The sequence below is a fragment of the Endozoicomonas sp. YOMI1 genome (assembly GCF_024606345.1).
In the GTDB taxonomy this organism is placed as follows: domain Bacteria; phylum Pseudomonadota; class Gammaproteobacteria; order Pseudomonadales; family Endozoicomonadaceae; genus Endozoicomonas.
In genome coordinates, this window is sequence record NZ_JAHHPM010000133.1 from 1 (window position 1) to 7,266 (window position 7,266).

Annotated in this window: 3 protein-coding genes; 2 read left to right on the forward strand and 1 reads right to left on the reverse strand. The window is 43.7% G+C overall.

The genetic code is table 11. From position 1 onward, the window contains the following. The first annotated feature begins 127 nt into the window (after positions 1-127). Positions 128-1,798 carry a hypothetical protein gene (locus KDK15_RS04790; RefSeq protein WP_257294225.1) on the forward strand — a complete coding sequence of 557 codons (1,671 nt, stop codon included), beginning with the start codon at positions 128-130 and terminating at the stop codon, positions 1,796-1,798. Positions 1,799-2,115: 317 nt separating this feature from the next. Next, on the forward strand, positions 2,116-5,700 hold the full coding sequence (locus KDK15_RS04795; RefSeq protein ID WP_257294226.1) for an ankyrin repeat domain-containing protein: 3,585 nt from the start codon (positions 2,116-2,118) through the stop codon (positions 5,698-5,700). A gap of 35 nt (positions 5,701-5,735) precedes the next feature. On the opposite strand, the gene KDK15_RS04800 is transcribed toward KDK15_RS04795, so the two are convergent. Beyond that, on the reverse strand, positions 5,736-7,166 hold the full coding sequence (locus KDK15_RS04800) for a hypothetical protein (protein ID WP_257294227.1): 1,431 nt from the start codon (positions 7,164-7,166) through the stop codon (positions 5,736-5,738). Positions 7,167-7,266: the final 100 nt, after the last annotated feature.

Below are 7,266 nucleotides of genomic sequence, written 5' to 3' on the forward strand. Positions count from 1 at the left end.
CATCTCAATTACAGTTACGAGCAGACCGACTCTGCTCTCGTGACACACCAGATCCGTAAATGCTGCATCAAGGCTCGTCAACGTTCTTTGGAATACCATCAGCGGTCCGTTCAGATATGTTTGCAGCATGACTACAGATGATGCTGTGTTGCCTGACAACCAGGGATATTCAGTAACACCCTTAACAGATTTGAAGGAGAGAAACGTTAAAGGAACATCTTTATACCCCCTGCTATTGCCAGTCACTGATGACCATGCCAGGGAGTTCAATGAAGTTGTTCGTAGAATCAAGATAGACCAACAATTATTGATCATGGAAAAGGCAAACGCCACTACTCCACAGCAGCTTGAACAAATTGTCCAGTGTTGTCTCAATCCAGAACAAATCACTACAGAACACCTCAGCTTTTTACAATCTGATGCCTTTGCCTATGCAGCACTCCGTGCATTTCGGGAAAAGATAATCAGCAGGAATGAATTTGCAACCCTGGTTACCCTGCAGGGAATTTACCTGGAAGGTATCCAGGATAAAAATTCATTTAAGATTCGGCATCACAAGCTGTTTGATGATAATGGAGAAGTTAATGAATACGCCTGGGAAATCATAACGAATTCATTGCAAAGGTCAAAGATGTTTTTTATCCGTTCTTCTTTTGATGTATATTCATATTCCATCATCCAGAAAATCCAGTTTTTGCTTAAAAAAGCACCTCCTGTTGAGGCAGGTTTCTGGACCTACAGTTGCCCAATTTTTCCAAATGAAGACCCAGAGCAGCTCACTGCGAAAAAATCCCTGGTATACCTGGACTTCAGGGTTTTATTTGGTGCCTGCGGGTGGATGATGTGCCCATCCATCACGCTGCGACAGGCGTTCATTGACAGTGTTTTCCAGGAAGAAGCCCATCAAATCAATCCGGTAATCGGGATCAGTACCCCTGAAGATATTAGAACCGGCGGCCTTAAAGGATACAGAGACATGGCTATTCCGTATCCTGGCCATCCATTGCCAAAAACAGCTGACCACTTACCTGCTCCAGACATTCTTGACTTTATGGGACATGACTTTTATCACGCAGTACGAGCCAGCATGTTAAATAATTCTGATATCGTTTTAATTATTGCCATTGCCGATACCGTGAAGCAGCTTAAGACATCCTTCCAACAAGAGTACGCCAATGTAAACGAGCGTTTTCAGAATCGGAAAAAACGCTTCGAAAGATCTATTTCCAAAATGCCATTGGCACGAAAAAACCGAAGGAAAGACCAGTGGCAGAAACACGAGTATGTCGTCAATACCAACAATAAACTCCAATATCTTAAACATACCACAAGAGCTCTGGGCCAACTTGCATTTAATCTTTATGATCTTGAAACTCATAAGCCAGTGTTGAATAAAACATCGAATAACAGCGATAAAGGCCCATTCGAATTTCACTTGTCAAATATCCTGCTTCAATTGAACAGGTCTTCCGGAGAACCGTGGCGTGCGTTACTGAGTGAAACCGATGCAGGCATTGTCGGCCAGTGCATTATCCCGATGATTTCCGGTAACTTGTCTAATCGCCGGGAAATGTATAATTATTTCTGCAGCATAATTGATAAGGATGTGAATTCTCCTGTCAATCAAAAGCTCTCACAAACACAGAAGCAGGAATACCTAGCCAGAAGTAGAAAGTTAATTGAACCACTGAATCAATCAGTTCAGCCGGACCAATCACAATGGACAAATTTACCCTGGAAAGCCATAAGAAATGGAGTACAGATTCCAAACCTCTGGACTTGGTTAATGGACAAATAGAATCATGCAATTTCCTGACCTTTCTTTATGACTGATCATACAATCAATTAAACACCTGGTTCGTTACGTGCCAGACCGGGCATTCACGGTAAAGGTAAAAAAGGAAGGCAGTATTGAAACTATTGGTCAATTTTACGGTCTGAACAAAGGTGCAATTATCAAAGTTCGTTAAAGTTTCAGTTATTGCCCGGCAGTTCAGGTTCTCCTTTGGCTAATTCCAAAATAATTACCATAGTAATGCATTATCAGGAAACTCAAAGGTCAACAACGAAACCGCAACAGGCTTTAGAAAACCCAATTAAAAAAAGGACCTGAAAATGTTCTACCTTGGCATTCTGGCTACCACTGTTGCAGATACTATTTCTTCAGCTATTGCTACTAATCCACGGAATCAAACTCCCGACGCAGCCACTGATGACACCCCCGAGCATCCGGGTGACTTCGATTGTCGCCAGGTGTGCGGCACGTCATCTGATACCTCATCCATTTGCAATCATCTGCCAGATTCACAATCGCTCCCTCCACAGACGTTGAGCCTCGGGCAAAGAACCATGTTGTCGCTCCCTGTTGATAACACGATCACTGACACCCCCTCCAGTGAAGAAACCGGGCATGATGCTGCTGCAAGTGGTTCAGCTGAAGCTGCTGTTGCCATAGATACTTCTGAATCATCTGGAGAAACTACTGAAGCCGCTGCCATAAATGACACTTCTGAACTACCTGGAGAAACTACTGAAGCTGCTGCTACAGATGATACTTATGAACCACCTGCACCAACTTCAGATATTCCTGCTCCCTTTGGCATAAGCGATGAAGATATTGGTGCAATGTTGACTAATGATGGGTTGGTCAGTGATGACGAAGTTATCAATGAATTTCCACCTCCATCAGCTCCACCCGAGTATTACGAGCTATACCCTTATCAAGCATTACGATCATTACCAGAATATGAGCCAACGTACAATATTGATCCGACAAACATAACGCGGGCAGAAGCATACGAGAATACCAAAAATCCCGTCACGGACGACATTGAAGGGGCATGCGCATTGCCGCCCGTCACTGAAAAGCCAATAAGTCTGGAAGATTTCAATAACACCTACTACTATGCCTGCCGGGATGGTGACTTAAATACTATAAAGCGCCTGGAGCAAGCTTATCCCCAGTTGATGATTGATCCTTTGAAGGTTCCAGAAGAGCCGAAAAAATCAGTTTATCCCCTGCATCTGGCTGCCAATCTTAATCATGTGGAAGTGGTAGAATTTCTTTGCCAGAATCCGTGTATTGATATAAACGCCCTGTCAGCTGATAAGAGTACCGCTCTCCTCTATGCTATCGATAAAAATCACGTGGCAACCGTAAAATTTCTCTGTCAACATCCGGATATTAAGATAAATCTGGAGAATAATCGCGGTCTCACCCCTATTATTTGCGCCTGTAAAAATAACGTAGACGATCAGATAATAGATGCATTATTGGATCATAAACCATACCTGGGTGAGAACAAAAACAACAAAACTGCACTTTCCTTTAGCGTTGAAAACAACAATCTGGAAACCACTGAAAAATTATTAAAATCCGGAGCAGTGGTTAACAAGAAAAATAAAGATGGAAAAGACAGCATATTTTATATTTCCTTCGATAAAGCCTCTGACGAGATTAGTAAATTGCTATTGGATTATTTGCCGGACGTAAATCAATCATTATCTGACTATGATGTTCGGGTGTTGCATCTGGCTGCTTTACAAGGCAAAGTTGAAATCGCTTCTTATCTGATTCTCACTCGTAAGGCTTCAAGATTTGTAACCAATAAATATAAATCCATGCCAGTCCATTATGCAGCGTATGGAAATCATGCATCAACACTGCGTAGATTAATTGACCTTGGATGCACCCTGTATGAAGGGAAAGGAAGAATAGAAAAAGACTTCTGGGAGCTGATAAAATACAAGTACTCTTCTAACTATGATATAAACTATAAAAGGATAAATAGAACCAACGGAAGAAAGTTATATGATGAGGGTGGCACACCTTTGGACTATTTTGGAGGTGATGCAGTCCAGCTGAAAGAACATGAGGAGAAATATGGACGTACACGAGAAGCAATTAATAAAGAAAAACAAAAAGATAGAAACCTAATGAAGCGTCTGCAGGAAAACATTAAAGAACAACAAGGGCTGAAGGAAAGAGCAAAAAAACTAACAAAAAAAGAAACAGATCTGGAAAATCAAATACAAAAGTTGCGTAGAGCTCAAAATGAAAAAACAACTGGCACTGTTGCTGCCACAGGCGCTACACCAAGCACACCACCGGTTTCTGAACAGCCTATACCAAGCTCAGATCTCTCCGCCCTTGCTTACACACACCAAAGCGGATATGAAGCAATGCAGGATGAATGGGCTCGTTATGATGTAGATGGCAATAGGCTTCCGCCTGCGACACCTTTTACCGGCAGTTTCGATTATCCATCTGCACACTCCCATCCCCTGCCCCAGTGGCTACGGGGCAATGCGCAACCCATTGTGCCGGGCACTCCTATTACCACCATTGAAGCAAACGAGAATATCGAAAATACCGGCATGGACGACGCCCGCGGGGCATCAGCAATGCCAGCCATAATGGAGCCGCTATTAAGCCAGGAAGAATTCAATAACATGTACTTTAATGCGTGCCAGGCAGGTGATATAGACACTTTAAAGTACTTGAAACAAGCTCAGCCCGAATTAATGATTGATTCTCTGCAAGATCCAGAGAATCCAGACAACTTAGTTCATCCCTTACATCTGGCTGCCTTAAATAATCAGTGGAAGACGTTAGAATTTCTTTGTACACTGGATGGAATTAATATAAATGCTCGCATGAGTAATGGGAATACAGTCCTTAAATTGGTTGTCCGCGAGAAAATGCAGGACACCATACTTTTTCTCTGTCAGCAACCAGGCATTAATGTCAATTTTTCGGATTACCCTCACAGTAAAACCCCTATTATTTCAGCTTGTGAGTTAAATTTGAGCGATCAGGTTATAGATGCATTATTAGCGCTTAAACCGTACTTGGGCCCGAATAAATACAAAAAAACTGCACTTGGATTCAGTGTTAAAAACCATAATCTTAAAACCACTGAAAAATTATTAGATGCTGGTGCTGCCGTTGACAGGGTTGAAGAAAATGGTATGGACTCGGTGTTTTATATCTCTTTCACAGAAGGCACCGAAGAGATGAGTATATTATTATTGAGAAATTTACCCAACGTAGATAAAGCAATAACTAAAAATGGTGCTTGCGTGCTTCATCTGGCCTCCCTGACAGGTAAACATGCTCTTATCCCGTACCTGATAAATGATCTTGGAGCATCAAAATTCATAGAGAACAAAAATCATGCCATGCCTGTCCATTATGCAGCGCATAATGATAATACACAAACATTGCGTGTATTAATCGAACATGGGTGCACCTTGCAGGAAGGTCCGGGAAAAATAGAAGATGAGTTCTGGCCAATGAAACAGGGAGCAATATATGCCGGGGGTTTCCGCCTACGTCCAGAAATAGATTATGACAGGTACAATAAATCAAATGGGAAAGTTTTACACTCCCATGGTGGTACACCTTCAGAATTTTATGGAGGGTTAGATAAAACTCAGTTAGAAAATTTTGAGAGATTGCAGAAAATAAACATAAAGGAAGAAAAAAAGAAGGACAAAAAAAGTATGGAAGAAAAACAAAAACAAGAAAAAAATAAACAAAAACTACTGAAACAAGAAAAACAAAAGCAGGAAAAAGACAAACTAAAACTACAGCAACTGGAAAAACAAAAACAAAAACTGCAGGCAAAAGGACAAAAACTACAGGCAAAAGAGCAAAAAAATATTCGGCAATGGAGGGAAAATGAAGTGAGTACATAATAGAACGGGTGAAAGTTTGATATTGACTGGTACTTTCATACAATATTGTTCTCCTTTACAGGAAACGGGATGATATTCTTTGAGCCAACCTCTGTAACCTTGGCGCAGTAAGTCACTTCCAGCAGCTTCCATCCATTGTCGAACAGACCGCTCTGGATTAATGATCTTAGTGTCAGAACACCTTGCCCTCCGGGATGACGCCATCGCATACCTGAACACTTCATACGCTGCGTTACCAGGGTTTTACAGGCAGCCTCAATAACCCCTGAACCTATTGGCAGTTTGTGCGACAAGTGCTCAGCGTAGTTCATGCGGGCTCGATTATTTCTGAAGTACTCCAGCTCAGTTTTCAACTTCGATCGCCGGGGATGCTGCTTGTGTTGGTAAGCCAGAGCCTTGATAACTTTCTCAACACCTGCTGGCTCCTCCTTGAGGATATGACGATAGGTGGTGAATTTTTCTCTGGATTTAGCACTGTTCTCACCATAGGACAGATCGAATGCCTTCTTCAGGTGTTCTGCGGCATGGTAAAAGTCTACGATTTCATGCCCTTCCGGGAGTTCATTGGCAAGATAGGTCCAGTTGTCTTTCGCCCCGTCGGCGACTTTGACCAGTGATAACTCAGGCTTCTGCCTGAGCGCTTCGTCCAGTAAGTCCGCGAGTGATTTCTTTAAAGTGACTTTCTTGCTTTCAGGCATCCGCCCCATCCTGATGGTCGAAAGGCGTTCCCCCTGGACATCGTAAAACGACAGGGTTCCACAACTGGCCTCCTGGCAACCGGCTGGACCACGGGTTTGCTTGCCTTCGGATTTATTCTTCTCGCGCTTTTCCTGACGCTTGCCGTCTTTCATTGGTAACATCACACCATCCAGGGAAGCGGCCACGGTGACAGCTTCTTCGGGAACTTTGATGCTTTCCCTGAGGAGGCACTCGAAAGGCTCACGATGTTGCTCCCATTGTTCATTGAACTTTCTGGGCAGCTTGGCCAGGGCACTTTCCGAAGGTGTCATATTTCCCATAAGGTCAAGGAGGCTTTTGGCTTCACCAGGCGGCATCTGTGCCACCATCCATATCGCCTGCTTTGCGGCCCTCGGTGTCCAGAACCCCTCAACAATTCCTGCCTGAAGCTCCATGGGCACAATGCAGGGTTCTTTGCCCTGGCGGTACAGTGTGCGGGCAACCCGGATAGGGCCGACAGCTGACTGATAAGTTGCAGAACAGTGCAATGCCCGGTGATAGCAGGTGCCATTGAACTCAATGGCTGGTGCATCAACGTCGAGTGAGGCCAGGTCATTTGCCAGAACCTCTCGTTCTGCCTGCGCAAAAAGCGCATGGACCTCGTTTTCATAATCCTCAAAATGCCGGATCGGATTATGATGCTGGCGAAGGCGGGTCAACATGAGTTCGAGCTGCTCAAGAGCGTGGCAATGATTGGCGGTTTTAGCCAGTGGCTGACATACTTCCATCGGGGCGGCCTCTCACAGGAACGGTGTCGTATTTCAGTAAGCATCATACCTGTGTTTGGCCGTTACCCTATCAGGCCAGACGAAATTTGTTGCTATGGGG